Here is a 16,990-nt window from a genome sequence, read left to right as displayed (position 1 = left end):
AATGCGCAAAGATCCGCTTTTGGGCCATCAGGAAACAGTATGAAACCAACTACCATCTCCTTATTGCAGAAATGCAAACAGGAAAAGAAACGCTTCGCCACTATCACCGCGTATGACTACAGCTTCGCAAAACTGTTTGCCGAAGAAGGGATCAACGTCATGCTGGTCGGAGACTCGTTAGGGATGACGGTACAAGGACATGATTCTACTCTGCCGGTCACGGTCGAGGATATTGCTTACCATACCCGCGCCGTGCGCCGGGGTGCGCCCGCCTGCCTGCTACTTTCCGATCTGCCGTTTATGGCGTATGCCACCCCGGAACAGGCCTTTGAAAATGCGGCAACTGTGATGCGCGCCGGCGCCAATATGGTCAAAATCGAAGGCGGCGACTGGCTGGTCGATACGGTGAAAATGCTCACCGAACGGGCCGTGCCAGTTTGCGGGCACTTAGGGCTGACGCCGCAATCCGTGAATATCTTTGGCGGTTATAAAGTTCAGGGGCGTGGCGATGCGGCGCAGACGCTGTTTGATGATGCCCTGGCGCTGGAAGCCGCTGGTGCACAGCTGCTGGTGCTGGAGTGTGTGCCGGTTGAGCTGGCTAAGCGTATCACTGAGGCGCTGTCGATTCCGGTGATCGGCATCGGCGCGGGCAACGTCACCGATGGCCAGATTCTGGTCATGCACGACGCCTTCGGGATCACCGGCGGTCACATTCCAAAATTTGCTAAAAATTTCCTGACAGAAGCAGGCGACATGCGTGCTGCTGTGCGGCAGTATATTGCCGAGGTTGAGTCCGGCGTTTATCCGGGCGAAGAACACAGTTTCCATTAAGGAGTCCAGGTGTGCTAATCATAGAAACTCTGCCGCTGCTGCGCCAGCATATCCGCCGTGCACGTCAGGAAGGTAAACGTATCGCCCTCGTCCCGACCATGGGCAATCTGCACGACGGCCATATGAAGCTGGTCGATGAAGCGAGAGCCCGTGCAGATATCGTGGTAGTCAGTATCTTCGTTAACCCGATGCAGTTCGATCGCGAAGACGATCTGGCGCGCTATCCACGTACCTTGCAGGAAGATTGCGAGAAGCTCAAAAAACGTCATGCGGATATCGTCTTCGCACCGGCCCCCGCAGATGTTTATCCTCAGGGTACCACTGAAGCGACCTACGTCGACGTACCGGGTATTTCGACCATGCTGGAGGGTGCCAGCCGTCCGGGCCATTTCCGCGGCGTTTCCACCATCGTCAGCAAGCTGTTTAACCTGGTGCAGCCGGACATCGCCTGCTTTGGCGAGAAAGATTTCCAGCAGCTGGCGCTGATCCGCAAAATGGTTGCCGATATGGGCTACGACATAGAGATTGTCGGCGTGCCGATTGTACGTGCGAAAGATGGCCTGGCGCTTAGCTCCCGTAACGGCTATCTGACTGCGGAACAGCGTAAAATTGCGCCAGGCTTAAGCAAAGTCATGAATACCATGGCAGAGCAACTGCTGGCAAAAGAATTAACCGCAGAAGAAATCATCGCTCTGGCTGAACAGGCGCTGAACGAGAAAGGTCTTCGTGCTGACGACGTTCAAATTCGGGATGCCGATACGCTTCTGGAACTATCAGATACCAGCAAACGTGCGGTAATTCTGGTGGCGGCTTGGCTCGGCCAGGCCCGCCTTATCGACAACAAAGTGGTTGAACTGGCGTAGTTTTACTACCCGGAAGTGAAAGGTAAACGTAATGATTCGCAAAATGCTACAAGGTAAGCTTCACCGTGTGAAAGTCACCCAGGCCGACCTGCACTATGAAGGCTCCTGCGCGATCGACCAGGATTTTCTCGACGCGGCGGGTATTCTCGAAAACGAAGCTATTGATATCTGGAACGTTAATAACGGCAAACGCTTTTCAACGTACGCGATTGCCGCTGAACGCGGGTCTAAAATCATCTCCGTTAATGGGGCAGCGGCGCACTGCGCGGACGTGGGTGATATCGTCATTATTGCCAGCTTTGTGATGATGTCTGACGAAGAGGCACGTCGCTGGCAGCCAAAAGTGGCATACTTTGAAGGCGATAATGAGATGAAACGCATTGCGAAAGCAATTCCGGTTCAGGTTGCCTAAGCCAATAGTACTGTTATAAATTACCCGACAAATAGGTTGGGTAATTTATACATAATTAAAATGAATAGCGTTCTTTTTATATATTTTTATTAATATATTCAAGTCACCCTGCCGAACACCTGCTCATCAAAATGATGAACAATTATTATCATTCACTATTAAATAATCATATTGACTTAAAGATCGTTTAAGTATTTCTAACGCCTAACGGCTTCTCACAACCATTACTCATCACTTAGAATCCTTTTCCCGAAGCATCTGTTCGGAACGAACATAAGCCTTGCTTATGTTCACTTTTCTAGCATTTAAATATGGATATAAAAAATGTCTTTTAATAAATTAGGTCTGGCAACTGTAGTAGCAATGGTTCTGAGTGCGGGTTCTGCAATGGCAGCTGATATTCCTTCAGATACAGGCACTATTACTTTCCACGGTATGGTTTCTAATAACACCTGTAAAGTATCCCTGGATCAGAAGATTGACCAGGAGGGTAATGATTTTGACGTTAACCTGGATACCGTGTTTGTAAAAGACTTCGCTAATGCGCTGGGTACCACCAGCACCCTGGGAGAAAAGAAATTCTCCCTCACCCTGACAGGTTGTGATTCTGCTACCGTCAACCAGGCATCTGCTCAGTTTGATTCCTGGGCGGGTTCTTCTTCAACTTCCGGCGGTCTGCTGGTTCCACCATCAAATACTCAAGGCGCCGCTAAAAACGTCAATCTGGTACTGTCAAACGATGGCAACTCCGCTACCGATCAGATCAAACTGGATCAGACCAACAATACCCAGAAAGCAACGATTGATACCACAGGCGCAGGCGCACTTTACTACCGTGTAGCGTATACCCAGGGTCAGAACTGGGATGCGGCCAACAACCCAGTGTCAGCTGGTGTGGTTCAGGCACAAGCTGCATTCACCATGATCTACGAGTAATTTTAAGCGCATAAATAAAATGCTCATATTATCCCCTGACGTACGTCAGGGGACTATTGATATCATTCCAACAGGAAGTGGAAAAATGTTAAGCACATCATTTTATAAAGGATTTAAAGCTGCCTGCTTTACAGCTGCTGCTGTCGCGTCATTCCAGGCAAGCGCAGATATCGTTATTTCGGGAACACGTATTGTTTATCAGCAGTCGCAAAAAGATGTCATCGTTTCTTTAGACAACCGTGGCAAAAAGCCACTATTAGTTCAATCATGGCTCGATGACGGTCGCGATGACACCAACCCACAGGAATTAAAACTACCGTTTATTATTACTCCACCAGTATCCCGAATTGATCCGCAAAAAGGTCAATCCGTTCGGATCTCATACCTGGGTGGTTCATTGCCGCAAGATCGCGAATCCCTATTCTGGTTCAATGTGCTCGAGATTCCACCGAAGTCAAAAGTGAAAGACGGTGAAAATCCTAACCAGCTCCAGCTGGCATTCCGCACACGTATTAAACTCTTTTTCCGACCTGACGGCCTGAAAGGTACGCCAGGAGATGCAGCAGCCAAAGTAACGTGGTCACAACAAAAACAAGGTAATACGCTAAACCTGATCGCACACAATGATTCCCCTTACAACGTTTCTATTTCAAATGTAAAGCTGAAATCAGCAAATAAAGAGTACCAGGTTGAGCATAAATCTATTTTACCGTTTAGTACTCAAATTATGCAGGTAAAAGGTTTAGGTAGTACTGCCACCGGCACTGTTGCTTACGAAACCATTAATGACAATGGCGGCTCTGATACTTTTGAAAGCAAAGTAAATTAATAACCGCACCACCGCCACATTATAAATATAACACGTATGAATGATTCATAGCATTCATACGACGACTTGTCTGGATGAAGCATGCTATTTCAACGATCAATTTTATGTCTCGCAATCTGTGCAGCATTTCCTCTGCATGCGAGCGAGACTGAAAAAAAAGCTGTAGACACCTCATCCGAAACAGAATCGGCCATTGAATTTAATGACCAGTTCCTTATCGATAATGGTGGAGGTATCAATGTCGATCGTTATGCTTATGGCAACCCAGTTCTGCCAGGTACTTACCGTGTAAAAGTGAATTTGAATGGCAATTCAAAATCCACGGTCGAGATGACATTCATTGATAACAAAACGCCACGTGCCTCAGCATGTCTGACTAAACTCACGCTGACACAGGCAGGCGTTGATACCAGCATATTAGGCGATGATGTCAAAAACGACGAAACGTCTTGCGTAGATATCAAAAAATATTATCCCGGTGCTTCTGAAAATTTTGATAGTAGCAAGCAGGAAATGGATCTTAATTTCCCGCAAATCTACGTGCTTAAGCTTCCAGCAGGGTATGTCGATCCTTCATTATGGGATAATGGTGTTCCGGCCGGATTACTCTCATACGATCTTAATACCTGGCACAGCGAGTCAAACGGCACCAATTCAGATACCGCTTATGCGGGCTTGCATTATGGCCTGAACGTGGGGCCGTGGCGTTTACGTTCTCGCGGCAGTCTGAACTGGGACAGCGATAATGGCACACATTATTCCAGCCAGGATATCTACCTCCAGCGAGACATCACACCACTTAACGCACAGATGGTAATGGGTGATTCCTACACACGCGGTGATGTCTTTGACTCGGTGAGCCTGCGTGGTGCGCGTATGTATAACGATGACCGCATGCTCCCGGAAGGCACCTCTGGCTACGCGCCAGTAATTCGTGGTGTGGCAAACAGTAACGCCAAAGTTAGCGTAACGCAAAGCGGCAATAAAATTTATGAAACCACCGTTCCACCCGGTGCTTTCGAGATCAATGACCTCAGTACAACAGGCTATGGCAATGATTTGATTGTCACTGTAGAGGAAGCCGATGGAAGTAAACGGACGTTTACCGTTCCGTTCTCCTCAGTTACACAAATGCTCCGCCCAGGCTCCAGCCGCTGGGATGTGGGTTTAGGTGAGCTGAATGATGATTCATTGCACGATAAGCCAAACGTTGGCTACGCAACTTACGCGTATGGTCTGAATAATACCTTTACCGGTTACGTGGGTGCGCAATATACGGATATGGATTTCTACGCCGGCCTGCTTGGTCTGGCTATGAATACCCGTATTGGTGCATTCGCATTAGATGTTACCGGGTCCTATGCCGATATCGACGGGCTGGACACGCTTAAAGGGCAAAGTTATCGGCTGACCTACAGCAAAATGCTTGAAGCTACTAACACATCTCTTAACGTGGCAGCTTATCGCTTCTCTACAGAAGATTATCTCAGCCTTAACGATGCCGCCTCATTGCAGGACAGTATTCATCACGAGGAATATGGCAATCGATCTTATGACAGCAATGCCGAGCTTTATGCTGATTATCAGCGTACCAAAAACCAGATACAGGTCAGCCTGAATCAGCCATTGAATGTTAACGGTGATGAATACGGCTCACTCTATATTAGCGGCACCTGGCAGGATTACTGGAATGACTCTAGCTCCACTTCCGACTACAGCGTGGGTTACAACAATAGTTTTGCTTACGGTAGCTATAGCGTTTCTGTGCAACGCACGTACAACGAAACAGGGGAAAAGGATGACAGCGTTTATTTAAACGTCAGTATTCCATTCAGCATATTCAATAAAGATAGCGCGCAGTCAGGCGGATTTAATAACGTCAACATGAGCCTGCGCACTGATTTAAAAGGCGGTACCAGTTTTAACTCTACGGCAAGCGGCAACTCCAAAAACAGTGAAGTGAGCTATTCCGTTAGCGCCTCATCAAGCGGGGGCAACTACGGCAACCTGAACCAGGTCAGTGGCTATAGCTCATGGAACAGTCCTTACGGGCCGCTCGGTGTCTCAGCGTCCTTTGGCGATGACAATAGTAAACAGTATTCCGCGAGTTATAACGGCGGAATGGTTGTTCACTCGGGTGGCGTTGTATTTACATCCGGCAGTATCGGCGAAACGGATTCACTTGCGCTGGTAAAAGCAAGTGGCGCAACGGGTGCTCGGCTGGGTTACGGCCAAAGCCGCATTAACAGCTCCGGGTACGGGATTATGCCGTATATGTCAGCCTACAGAGAAAACCGAGTATCGCTCGATATCAGCACTCTCGAAGCAGACGTTGAAATCAAAAATACCAGCGCTGTTGCCGTACCTCGCAATGGCTCCGTTGTATTAGTGAATTTTGAAACGGATGAAGGTCGTTCGCTTGTTCTGGAATTACAACGTTCTGATAACGGCTTTATTCCGTTAGGTGCAGACGTTCTGAATGAGAAAAACGAATCTATCGGAACGGTAGGCCAGGCAGGACAAGCTTATGTACGCGGTGTGGAAGACAAAGGCGCTCTCCGGGTGGTATGGGGAAGCGATGGATCCAGCTCTTGCACGGTGCATTATCAGATTCCTGAAAATGCGAAGAAAGCAGGCTTAACCACGATTCTGAGTAATCAACAGTGCCAAATGTAATGATGTTAAAACAGGGAATCACACCCATGGGAAATAATATGAAGAAAAATCATTGCGGTTATTCATTAATCGCATTAGCAATGTTAGCGATGTCAGGTTCTGCTGCGGCAGCCGATCTCAATGTTAACTTCACTGCCAATATCCGCGAAACCACCTGCGATATGAAACTGGTCGGCGGTACGGGTTCAGATACGCAGCAAACGCTGACTATCGGTAATAACGGTCAGGTACGTTTAGATGATGTCAAAGCCGGAACGGCAAATGCCAATTTCAAAATTGTGCTCGTTGAATGCCCGGCGTCGCTGACCTCGTTAAAAACAACCGTAAAAGGAACCAAATCAGGTTATTTAGCTAGCGGCCTTGTTAACCAGATTGCAAAAGCTAACGGTGGCGCTGATTACTCTGCGGCTGAAATCGCCAGAGCCGATGCACCAAATACTCCTTTTATCATTAACTCAACCCTGGATTCAGAGCGCCTGGTCTGGAGTCCGACAGAAATCCAGAATAAGGAAGTTGCTCTGGTGGCCACCTTACGTGAAACAAAAGAAAACAGCATGACCATTGGTGATTTTCAGGCCGTGGCGACCTTTGAATTTAGCTACGAGTGATTAGTGCAGGAAAACGGAGCAACATTATGAAATTCAATTCTACTTTTATCGCCCTGTCCGTTTCTGCTCTTCTGTTCTCGGGAATGGCAAGCGCAGCTATTACAGGCACCCCTAGTGTCGAATTAACGATTAAATCAAAAATTGTATCAGGCACATGTACCGCAAAAGTACTTAACGATGCAGGAACAGCCTCCACTGAAATTGCGTTCGGCGACGTATACAAATCCGATCTGGTGAACAAAACCCGTGTCGAGCCGCTCAAGATTAGTTTCACCAACTGTTCTGGAGTAACCAAGGCAACGGTGTCCACTGCGAAAGGCGCTGGTGGTGAATGCAGTGGCGTCAACAAGACGGGTGATTCTTACTCTGGCGGCTTAGCAACGGGCTTTGAGATCTGGTCGGGTGTTGTCGATACTGGCGAGCTTATGAGCTGTAACACGCCTCCGGCTGCTAAGGATGTCACCATTACTGATGGTACCGGTGAATTCCCGATGAATTCCCGTATCGTTATCGGGCAAGGCCAAACCATTGCTGATGTAGGCGCGGGGGCGGTTACTGCGCCAGTCACGTTTACTATCGCTTATCCATAATACCAGGAACCAGTATGCAACAATCACCGTTTATTTTATACCAGCCCGGTCTTGTGTTGCTTATGGGCTTGGCTGGTGGCATCTTGCCTGGCGTAAGCCAGGCAAGCTCAGGATTAGACGTAAATATTACCGCTAACATTGTTAATAGCACCTGTAAGATGACCGTGGAAAATGACGGCGAAATTTATCTCCCCAATGCGATGCGCAGTTGGTTTTATAACCCGGATGGTAGCGATCGTTTTACTGCAACCGATGATGCAGGCGGTACGCCTTTTAAGATCCATGTAGATGATTGCTATGGAGACAGCGGTACGGCTAAAAAGCTGAGTTTTAGCTTTTCGCCGCAGTCGGGTTTCTGGCCAGGACAAAATCAGGTTTTCAAAAGTGATGATACCGCCGCAGGCGCGGCAAAAAATGTCGGCGTCGTCGTTTTCTCTGAAAAATATAAAAAGAATGTTTTAAACAACGACGGCACGTCAAAAATCACTTATGACGTAAGCGGTCAGGATACTGCATTTTTAACGGATTATCAGTTCTATGCCCGATATCAAAATATTGGCGTAGTGGCTGGTGGTGTCGTTACCAGTAAAGTATTGGTTGACGTCACTTACGAATAATAATCAGAACAGGAAAAAGGATGAGAATGTTCAACTTTATAAGACAGGGTTTCAACGTGAAAGGCACAATGGCGTTTGCCATGGCGAGCGCGTTATTAACCCTCAGCCACTCCTGCTGGGCAGATGAGTGCCGCATGAATAATGGAAAAGGCGGCACAACCACGCTGATCAATTCTGACTACTCAGGTGGCACCGTACGTCTTCCCCCTCCGGGTAATTATGCCAGTACTCTTTTTAACGTTAACCTGACACCAGGCATTCAGGCCGAATGTGGTATGGGGGACGATGGTTTTAACCTCGTGTCACAAACAAACCCGACCTTGCTGATGGGGAGCAGTTATGGCAGGGCTATGTTTGAAACAAATATTCCGGGGATTTATTATTCCGTAAGGGTGCACACCGCAGAAAGCGATGGAGGCATGGGTGGTTACTTCGCTATGAATACTACTGGCTGGACTACCGTTGCATCCTCAGGTAAGTCTGACCCCTGGGATAGAAAATGGATAAACACCTCAGTTCAAATTTATATTGATGAAGGTTACAGAGGCAACCCGAACAAAGAAACCGCAATCAGACCCAAACCCGGCACTCTGGGTAAAATGGCTATTGGTAATCCAGATGATACTAACAACCGACCATGGACATTTGTGGTCAACGAGGACTCATTCCAGATCCCGATCGTTCTTCCAACCTGCGACATGGCCATGCTATCGGATGGTACTAATAATGTTAACCTGGGAGAATATTATGTTTCAGACATTAAAAACAATCGGGTTAAGGATATCCCTTTTTCCATTAGCTTAAGCAATTGTACCGGTGTGGCAAATATCACAACCAAACTCACCACCTCAAAGCTAACCGGAAAAAATAATGATCTTCTTGGTAATACGCTTTCGTCCGGAGCTGAAGGCGCAGGCGTGAAAATCATGTATAACGGAACCTCTCAACTTCTGCCGAATAATCCTGACTCATCCTATGTCATAACGGATTACCAAACCCCTGAATCCAAGCAAATTAATTATGTTGCTCAACTGGTAGCAAACGGAAACACAGTGAAACCGGGGTCGTTTAAAGCCACCGGCGTATTCACCCTTTCATACGATTAACCGCTATCCCTGCGGCTGATTACTGATCAGCCGCGACATCGTCTCCAGTGAGTCCGTTCTTAAGATATACAAACGCTTCAACAGGAACGGATTATCCCCCGGCTTCACCTTCCCCTTCATCGTCGTCACTGCCATATGAAAACCAGCCTCATTCGCTGCCTTTATCGCTTTATTGTCATAGCCGCCAAATGGATACGACACATACAATACGCGCGGGTTGAACTGAGCCAGTGCACGACGTGAGCGTTCAAAATCAAACAGGATCACGTGATAGCTACGGCTCAACAGGATGGGGTGTTTATAGCCATCCACGCGATGCAGGAAATGAGTGTGAGACTGAATGTCGAACACATCCTGGATGCCCTTAATTTCCTGAACGCTCATAAACTGCAGCGATTTTGGATCCCACTTCTGCGGGTGGCCTTTGATTCGGGATGAAATTATAAACGCCGTCGCGTTGAAGCCATACTCTTTTAGCACCGGATACGCATAGCGGCTCACCGATTTCAGGCCATCATCAAAAGTGATCACCACCGCTTTCGCGGGCAGGTTCATCTTGTTACGTACGTACCCTTCAAGCTGGTACATCGTCAGCGTGGTATAGCCCTGATCGCGTAACCAGGCCATCTGATTATTAAACGCACGTACGCTGGTCGTCGTGGAGGTATGTCGAAAACGGGTGTTCTCTTCATCACGCAAAATATGATGGTAGGTCAGAACCGGTAGCCCGTTATCTTCCTGCGCATCCAGGCTGCTTACCCATGCCAGACGATTACCGATACGGATCTGGAACCAGGTCTGGTTCAGGCGGTCTTTCAGCTTATTCAGAATCGGATAGCGAAGATTAGCGCTTAAGGTGCCAAAGGGCGCGCTTCCGCTGCTGGGGGCGTTATACACCGGCGTGTCTTTCCAGGTAATGAGGTTTTGATTACTGAGCGGCTTGTTCAAGTCACCCAAACTATCCTCAACGCGTTGTTTGCCCTGAACTTTTTCAAGGTGGTCTTTATCAATAAACCCCGTACCGAATCCGAAACGAAATTCATAGTAATCCGCCGCGGCCGGAAAGACAGCGAGGATCTGCCCGGCGCGGACATTCCCCACATTCACAACGGCATTTCCCACCTGCGCCCAGATGGCCGCATCTTCGGTGGTTTGCATATACTGAGCAGGAAGGCCTTGCTGGCTGGTCAGGCTGGCAGACGCACCACCGGAAACCACGAGCAGAAGGACAAAGATAACGCGCTTGAGCATGGAATATAAATCGACACAGAAAATCAGCCGCCATTGTAACAAAAGCGGCATCAATACCAATGTTTAATGCTTATACAGATCGTGAAGCAGAACAAAAGGCGGGTTCTTCTGCTGCTGGTGCCACAAGCTGCTCACGCCCGGCGAGCCCTGCGCCACAATGGCGTGACGAAACTCAGCGCTGCTCAACGTTGCGCGCAGCGGATACATCGCTTCGAGTAAAGGCAGGCTGATACCGGAGATTACTTCACAGTTATCGTGCTTATGGCTCATTAGGGCAGCCGCACGGTATGGCGCCGCGCCGGATCTGTCAGTGAGAAAAATCACGCCATCGCCGGTGTCGGTTTCATGCAGCGCGTCACACATCATCCGGCTGAGCATATTGGTGCTCAGCCCTCGCCAGTAATTTACCGCACGACATTGCGCCAGGGGGCCAAATCGGGCCTCCAGCTTAAGCAGCATTTCCTGTGCCTCTTCATCGTGGCAGGTGATCACCCATCCCAGCATAACGTCTCTCCTTAGCAGGCGAGTAGTTTATCCAGGTGAAGGTTAGTTTACGGTGATAACTGTCAAAGAAAGTGCCCGGCAAACAGAACGTCGCCGGGCAGAAGGTTAGCTACGCAGCCCGCGTCCGCGCTGGATCAGATACCAGCACAGCAGATAGAATGCCACGATAAACACCACCAGCACCACAACGGTGGTGAACAGCGGGACATCGGCAATGCCGAGGAAGCCAAAGCGGAAGCCGCTGATCATGTAGACAATCGGGTTCAGGTGCGACAGCGCCTGCCAGAACGGCGGCAACAGCGTCAGGGAGTAAAACACCCCGCCCAGATAGGTCAGCGGCGTCAGCACGAAGGTCGGGATCAGGCTGATGTCATCAAACGTTTTAGCAAACACCGCGTTCAGCAGCCCGGCGAGGGAGAACAGGATCGCCGTCAGCAATAATGTGAGCGCCACGAAAAGCCACGAATGCACCTGGAACGGGACGAAGAACAACGAAATCGCCGTCACCAGAATCCCCACGCACAGCCCGCGCGCTACGCCGCCGCCCACGTAACCGGCGATGATCACATGCGTTGGCACCGGGGCCACCAGCAGCTCTTCAATGTTGCGCTGGAACTTGGCGCTAAAGAACGACGACGCTACGTTCGCGTAAGCGTTGGTGATCACCGCCATCATGATCAGGCCCGGCACGATAAACTGCATATAGGTAAAACCGTGCATCTCACCAATGCGGGAGCCAATCAGGTTACCGAAAATGATGAAGTAGAGCGTCATGGTGATCACCGGCGGCACCAAGGTTTGCACCCAGATACGCATAAAGCGGTTAATCTCTTTTGCCCAGATGCTTTTCAGCGCGACCCAGTAAAGATGCGTCATGCCTTGTCTCCTTGTTTGTCGTGCACCAGAGAGACAAACAGCTCTTCCAGTCGGTTTGCTTTGTTACGCATGCTTAATACCTGAATGCCCTGCGCACTCAACTGTGAGAACACGCTGTTGATACCCTGCTCGCGCAGCACTTCTACCTCCAGCGTCGAGGTATCGACCAGGCGATAGTTGTAACCCTCCAGTTTCGGCAGCGCGCTTTTCGCCGCCAGATCGAGGATAAAGGTCTCTGATTTGAGCTTGGAGAGTAGATTCTTCATCGAGGTGTTTTCCACCAGCTCACCGTGCTGAATGATGCCGATATTGCGGCACAGCATTTCCGCCTCTTCCAGATAGTGCGTGGTCAGAATGATGGTGGTGCCTTTATCGTTCAGATCTTTCAGGAAACCCCACATGGAGCGACGCAGTTCAATATCCACGCCAGCAGTAGGCTCATCAAGGATAAGCAGCTTTGGCTCGTGCATCAGCGCGCGGGCAATCATCAGGCGGCGCTTCATCCCCCCGGACAACATCCGCGCGCGTTCGTTACGCTTCTCCCACAGGTCGAGCTGTTTCAGATACTTTTCGCTGCGCTCAAGCGCCTCTTTGCGCTCAACGCCATAATAACCCGCCTGGTTAACCACAATCTGCTGTACCGTCTCAAACGGGTTGAAGTTGAACTCCTGCGGCACCAGCCCCAGCTGACGCTTGGCGTTGACCACATCTTTTTGCAGATCGTAGCCAAACACGCTGACGCGGCCGGAGGTTTTGTTGACCAGCGAGCTGATGATCCCGATGGTGGTGGATTTCCCCGCCCCGTTCGGCCCCAGAAGCGCGTAGAAATCTCCCGCTTCGACTTTAAGATCTATCCCGCGCAGCGCCTGAACGCCCCCCGGGTAGGTTTTTTTGAGCTGTTCAAGCTCCAGTGCAATCGCCATGAATTCAACTTACCTTAAGTTCTGACACACGTTGTGTGGTTTCATTAAAAGTCGGGTTACCCTATAGTAGCGCAACGCAATCACTTGGTTACAGGTCGCTAACCTCCATGAACGACATAGATACACTCATCAGCAACAATGCACTATGGTCAAAAATGCTGGTGGAGGAAGACCCCGGATTTTTTGGAAAACTCGCGCAAGCGCAGAACCCGCGCTTTCTCTGGATTGGATGTTCTGACAGCCGTGTCCCCGCCGAACGTCTGACGGGTCTTGAACCTGGCGAACTGTTTGTTCACCGCAATGTGGCTAACCTGGTTATTCATACCGATCTCAACTGCCTTTCGGTTGTGCAGTACGCCGTTGACGTTCTTGAGGTTGAGCACATCATTATTTGTGGCCACTACGGCTGCGGCGGCGTGCAGGCGGCGGTCGAAAACACAGAGCTGGGGTTAATCGATAACTGGCTGCTGCACATTCGTGATATCTGGTTCAAACATAGCTCACTGCTGGGCGAAATGCCGCAGGAGCGCCGTCTCGACACCCTGTGTGAGCTGAACGTAATGGAGCAGGTCTATAACCTGGGCCACTCGACGATTATGCAGTCTGCCTGGAAACGCGGGCAGAAGGTCTCCATCCACGGCTGGGCGTACGGTATTCACGACGGTCTGCTGCGCAATCTGGAAGTGACCGCCACCAACCGCGAAACGCTGGAACAGCGTTACCGCTCGGGAATTGCCAACCTCAAGCTTAAGCATGTGAACCATAAATAACAAAGCCGGGGGTTTTCACCCTCTCCCTGTGGGAGAGGGCTGGGGTGAGGGCAACAGCCCGCAATTATTCGTCCAGAATCACTACTTTCCCAACATAGGGCAGATGGCGATAACGCTGCGCGTAATCAATGCCGTAACCCACCACGAATTCGTCCGGGATGGAGAAACCAACGAACTCCACCGGCACCTGCACTTCACGGCGCTCAGGCTTATCCAGCAGGGTACAAATCGCCAGTGATTTTGGTTCACGCAGGCTCAGGATCTCACGCACTTTAGAGAGCGTGTTGCCGGAGTCGATGATGTCCTCAACAATCAACACATCTTTGCCACGAATATCTTCATCCAGATCTTTCAGGATTTTCACATCACGGGTTGTGGACATGCCGCTGCCGTAACTGGAGGCGGTCATAAAATCGACCTCGTGCGGCACCTGCACTTCACGGCACAGGTCTGCCATGAACATGAAAGAACCACGCAACAGACCGACCAGCACCATTTCGCTGCCGCTGTCCTTGTAATGTTCGGTGATTTGACGACCCAGTTCGGCGATACGCGCTTTGATCTCGGCTTCCGGGATCATCACTTCAACAGTATGTTTCATATTACTAACCAAATGATTTTAGTGAAAATCTCTCAATGCGGATGACTCTCGTTCCGGCATCGATACGCAAGCCAGCCATTATACCAGTAAATGGATAAGCCTGGCGCATGAGTTATAAAAAGCAATATTTGTGATTCCGATCACAGTTGTTAATACCTATAATTAATTGCTAGCAAATAATTAACAAAACTGACGAGTACTTTTCTATGGCTGAAACAAAAACTAAACAGCCGCGTCTACTGGTGACATTAACAGCCGCGTTTGCCGCATTCTGCGCGCTGTATTTGTTAATCGGTGGCGTATGGCTGGTCGCGATTGGCGGCTCCTGGTACTACCCGATTGCGGGTCTGGTTATGGTTGGCGTAACCGTCCTGCTTTTACGCAGAAAACAATCTGCTCTGTGGCTGTACGCAGCGTTACTGCTCGCAACCATGATCTGGGGCGTCTGGGAAGTCGGGTTCGACTTCTGGGCGTTGACGCCGCGCAGCGACATTCTGGTCTTCTTCGGTATCTGGCTGATCCTGCCGTTTGTCTGGCGTCGTCTGATCGTCCCTTCCAGTGGTGCTGTAGCCGGTCTGGTCGTTGCCCTGCTGATTAGTGGCGGCATCCTGACCTGGGCCGGATTCAACGACCCGCAGGAGATCCACGGTACGCTGAACACTGAATCCACACCGGCTGCGGCTATTTCGCAGGTGGCTGACGTCGACTGGCCAGCCTATGGTCGAAATCAGGAAGGTCAACGTTACTCCCCGCTGAAGCAAATCAACGCGGACAACGTGAAAAACCTGAAGGAAGCCTGGGTATTCCGTACCGGCGACCTGAAAATGCCAAACGATCCGGGTGAGCTGACCAACGAAGTGACCCCGATTAAAGTGGGCAACATGCTCTACCTGTGTACGGCGCACCAGCGTCTGTTCGCGCTCGACGCGGCCACCGGTAAAGAGAAATGGCACTTTGATCCACAGCTGAACTCCAACCCGTCGTTCCAGCACATCACCTGCCGCGGCGTCTCTTACCACGAAGCGCGCGCTGATAATGCCAGCCCGGAAGTCATTGCCGACTGTCCTCGCCGCATTATGCTGCCGGTGAACGATGGCCGCCTGTTTGCCATCAACGCTGAGACCGGTAAGCTGTGCGAAACCTTCGCTAACAAAGGCATTCTGAATCTTCAGACCAACATGCCGGACACTACGCCGGGTCTGTATGAGCCGACCTCCCCGCCAATCATTACCGATAAAACCATCGTGATTGCCGGTTCGGTAACGGATAACTTCTCTACCCGCGAAACCTCCGGCGTTATCCGTGGTTTCGACGTGAACACCGGTAAACTGCTGTGGGCCTTCGACCCGGGCGCGAAAGATCCCAACGCGATCCCATCGGATGAACACACCTTTACCTTTAACTCACCGAACTCCTGGGCACCGGCAGCGTATGACGCGAAGCTGGACCTGGTTTACCTGCCGATGGGCGTGACCACGCCGGATATCTGGGGTGGTAACCGTACGCCGGAGCAGGAACGTTACGCCAGCTCCATCGTGGCGCTGAACGCAACGACCGGTAAACTGGCATGGAGCTACCAGACCGTTCACCACGATCTGTGGGATATGGATATGCCGTCCCAGCCGACGCTGGCGGACATTACCGTTAACGGTAAAACCGTTCCGGTGATTTACGCCCCGGCCAAAACCGGCAACATCTTCGTGCTGGATCGCAGCAACGGTAAGCTGGTTGTTCCTGCGCCGGAAAAACCGGTTCCGCAGGGTGCGGCCAAAGGCGACTACGTCACCAAAACGCAGCCGTTCTCTGATCTGAGTTTCCGTCCGGAGAAAGACCTCAGCGGTGCAGACATGTGGGGTGCCACGATGTTTGACCAGCTGGTATGCCGCGTGATGTTCCACCAGCTGCGCTATGAAGGCATCTTCACGCCGCCGTCAGAGCAGGGCACGCTGGTCTTCCCGGGTAACCTGGGGATGTTCGAGTGGGGTGGGATCTCCGTTGACCCTAACCGTCAGGTCGCCATCGCTAACCCAATGGCGCTGCCGTTCGTTTCCCGTCTGATCCCACGCGGTCCGGGTAACCCAATGGAGCAGCCTAAAGATGCGAAAGGCAGCGGTACCGAAGCCGGTATCCAGCCGCAGTATGGCGTTCCTTATGGTGTGACCCTGAATCCGTTCCTTTCTCCGTTCGGTCTGCCGTGTAAACAGCCTGCCTGGGGTTACATCTCCGGTCTGGATCTGAAGACCAACAAGATCGTCTGGAAGAAACGTATTGGTACGCCACAGGACAGCATGCCGTTCCCGATGCCTGTTCCAGTGCCGTTCAATATGGGTATGCCAATGCTGGGTGGCCCAATCTCCACCGCCGGTAACGTGCTGTTCATCGCGGCAACCGCAGATAACTACCTGCGCGCGTACAACATGACCAACGGTGAAAAACTGTGGCAAGGCCGTCTGCCAGCCGGTGGACAGGCAACGCCGATGACCTATGAAGTGAATGGCAAACAGTACGTTGTCATCTCCGCAGGTGGTCACGGTTCGTTTGGCACGAAGATGGGCGACTATATTGTCGCGTATGCACTGCCTGACGACGCTAAGTAA

17 protein-coding genes are annotated in these 16,990 nt (G+C 50.6%); 12 read left to right on the top strand and 5 right to left on the bottom strand.

Annotation, left to right across the window (positions count from 1 at the left end; genetic code table 11):
• Positions 1-39: 39 nt before the first annotated feature.
• The 10 genes from panB to L2Y28_RS03820 all read left to right on the top strand — a co-directional run bounded on the left by panB (position 40) and on the right by L2Y28_RS03820 (position 9,468).
• A complete protein-coding gene (gene panB / locus L2Y28_RS03865; protein WP_022647086.1) occupies positions 40-831 on the top strand; it encodes a 3-methyl-2-oxobutanoate hydroxymethyltransferase in 792 nt (263 codons plus the stop codon).
• A gap of 11 nt (positions 832-842) precedes the next feature.
• A complete protein-coding gene (panC, locus tag L2Y28_RS03860; protein WP_022647085.1) occupies positions 843-1,694 on the top strand; it encodes a pantoate--beta-alanine ligase in 852 nt (283 codons plus the stop codon).
• Positions 1,695-1,725: 31 nt separating this feature from the next.
• The gene (gene panD, locus L2Y28_RS03855; RefSeq protein ID WP_022647084.1) at positions 1,726-2,106 is read left to right on the top strand and encodes an aspartate 1-decarboxylase; all 381 of its coding nucleotides are present in this window, start codon (positions 1,726-1,728) and stop codon (positions 2,104-2,106) included.
• A gap of 324 nt (positions 2,107-2,430) precedes the next feature.
• Complete coding sequence (locus L2Y28_RS03850; protein ID WP_022647083.1) at positions 2,431-3,042, top strand: fimbrial protein; 612 nt, start codon at positions 2,431-2,433, stop codon at positions 3,040-3,042.
• A gap of 85 nt (positions 3,043-3,127) precedes the next feature.
• The gene (locus L2Y28_RS03845) at positions 3,128-3,871 is read left to right on the top strand and encodes a fimbrial chaperone (protein ID WP_022647082.1); all 744 of its coding nucleotides are present in this window, start codon (positions 3,128-3,130) and stop codon (positions 3,869-3,871) included.
• Positions 3,872-3,952: 81 nt separating this feature from the next.
• Positions 3,953-6,547 (top strand): outer membrane usher protein, encoded by a 2,595-nt coding sequence (locus tag L2Y28_RS03840; protein ID WP_022647081.1) that lies wholly within the window; start codon positions 3,953-3,955, stop codon positions 6,545-6,547.
• Positions 6,548-6,585: 38 nt separating this feature from the next.
• The gene (locus L2Y28_RS03835; protein WP_032621761.1) at positions 6,586-7,155 is read left to right on the top strand and encodes a fimbrial protein; all 570 of its coding nucleotides are present in this window, start codon (positions 6,586-6,588) and stop codon (positions 7,153-7,155) included.
• Positions 7,156-7,181: 26 nt separating this feature from the next.
• A complete protein-coding gene (locus L2Y28_RS03830; protein WP_022647079.1) occupies positions 7,182-7,745 on the top strand; it encodes a hypothetical protein in 564 nt (187 codons plus the stop codon).
• Positions 7,746-7,759: 14 nt separating this feature from the next.
• Complete coding sequence (locus tag L2Y28_RS03825; protein ID WP_022647078.1) at positions 7,760-8,362, top strand: fimbrial-like protein; 603 nt, start codon at positions 7,760-7,762, stop codon at positions 8,360-8,362.
• 20 nt (positions 8,363-8,382) lie between these two features.
• Positions 8,383-9,468 carry a fimbrial protein gene (locus tag L2Y28_RS03820; protein ID WP_050483641.1) on the top strand — a complete coding sequence of 362 codons (1,086 nt, stop codon included), beginning with the start codon at positions 8,383-8,385 and terminating at the stop codon, positions 9,466-9,468.
• A 3-nt stretch (positions 9,469-9,471) separates the two neighbouring features.
• Here the strand turns inward: L2Y28_RS03820 and L2Y28_RS03815 are convergent, their stop codons facing one another.
• From L2Y28_RS03815 to L2Y28_RS03800, 4 genes are all read right to left on the bottom strand, one after another.
• Positions 9,472-10,719, bottom strand: a complete 1,248-nt coding sequence (locus L2Y28_RS03815; RefSeq protein ID WP_032621335.1) for a polysaccharide deacetylase family protein — start codon at positions 10,717-10,719, stop codon at positions 9,472-9,474.
• 63 nt (positions 10,720-10,782) lie between these two features.
• Positions 10,783-11,223, bottom strand: a complete 441-nt coding sequence (locus L2Y28_RS03810; protein WP_022647075.1) for a PTS sugar transporter subunit IIA — start codon at positions 11,221-11,223, stop codon at positions 10,783-10,785.
• Between the two features lie 105 nt (positions 11,224-11,328).
• The gene (locus L2Y28_RS03805) at positions 11,329-12,099 is read right to left on the bottom strand and encodes an ABC transporter permease (protein WP_022647074.1); all 771 of its coding nucleotides are present in this window, start codon (positions 12,097-12,099) and stop codon (positions 11,329-11,331) included.
• Positions 12,096-13,022, bottom strand: coding sequence for an ABC transporter ATP-binding protein (locus tag L2Y28_RS03800; protein ID WP_003856300.1), 927 nt, complete (start codon positions 13,020-13,022; stop codon positions 12,096-12,098). The genes L2Y28_RS03805 and L2Y28_RS03800 overlap by 4 nt, the downstream gene beginning before the upstream one ends.
• Positions 13,023-13,129: 107 nt before the next feature.
• Here L2Y28_RS03800 and can point away from each other — a divergent pair, with 107 nt between their 5' ends.
• The gene (can, locus tag L2Y28_RS03795) at positions 13,130-13,792 is read left to right on the top strand and encodes a carbonate dehydratase (RefSeq protein WP_003856301.1); all 663 of its coding nucleotides are present in this window, start codon (positions 13,130-13,132) and stop codon (positions 13,790-13,792) included.
• Between the two features lie 64 nt (positions 13,793-13,856).
• Here can and hpt read toward each other — a convergent pair whose 3' ends face one another.
• Positions 13,857-14,393 carry a hypoxanthine phosphoribosyltransferase gene (gene hpt / locus L2Y28_RS03790; RefSeq protein ID WP_003856303.1) on the bottom strand — a complete coding sequence of 179 codons (537 nt, stop codon included), beginning with the start codon at positions 14,391-14,393 and terminating at the stop codon, positions 13,857-13,859.
• 206 nt (positions 14,394-14,599) lie between these two features.
• Here hpt and L2Y28_RS03785 point away from each other — a divergent pair, with 206 nt between their 5' ends.
• Positions 14,600-16,990 (top strand): glucose/quinate/shikimate family membrane-bound PQQ-dependent dehydrogenase, encoded by a 2,391-nt coding sequence (locus L2Y28_RS03785; protein ID WP_022647073.1) that lies wholly within the window; start codon positions 14,600-14,602, stop codon positions 16,988-16,990.

This window comes from Enterobacter sp. JH25, from assembly GCF_021725435.1.
In the GTDB taxonomy this organism is placed as follows: domain Bacteria; phylum Pseudomonadota; class Gammaproteobacteria; order Enterobacterales; family Enterobacteriaceae; genus Enterobacter; species Enterobacter intestinihominis.
This window is presented reverse-complemented; position numbering and strand designations above follow the sequence as displayed.